This is a genomic window from Paenibacillus sp. 22594, from assembly GCF_052044425.1.
GTDB lineage: Bacteria > Bacillota > Bacilli > Paenibacillales > Paenibacillaceae > Paenibacillus_AQ.
This window is the reverse complement of the sequence record NZ_JBQENA010000058.1, coordinates 1-362: the sequence shown is the minus strand read 5'-3', so window position 1 is coordinate 362 and position 362 is coordinate 1. Positions and strand designations below refer to the sequence as shown.

The 362-nt window shown below is 54.1% G+C and carries 1 protein-coding gene; it reads right to left on the bottom strand.

What is annotated here, in order from left to right; genetic code table 11:
- Positions 1–362: AMP-binding protein (locus ACTJKB_RS30985; protein ID WP_440838051.1), on the bottom strand; the 362-nt coding region annotated here is incomplete at both ends.

Below are 362 nucleotides of genomic sequence, written 5' to 3'. Positions count from 1 at the left end.
ACGATGACCGCCGCATCCTGGATTCCTTCGAGCTGCCGCAGCGCATGTTCCACTTCGCCCAGCTCAATCCGGAACCCTCTGATCTTCACTTGATCATCCATACGGCCCAAATAGGCGATGTTCCCGTCCGGCAACCATTTCGCTAAGTCGCCCGACCGGTACATCCGCTCCCCGGGTACAAAAGGATTCGCTACGAATTTTTTATTCGTTAGCTCCAGTTTGTTGAGGTAGCCTCTGGCGACGCCAACCCCTGCCACGCACAATTCCCCTGGTACACCAATCCCACATAGCTTGTCCCCGTCTAATATATAGATCTTCAGGGTTGGGAGCGCCTTTCCGACATCGTTTACATCCAGCGCAAT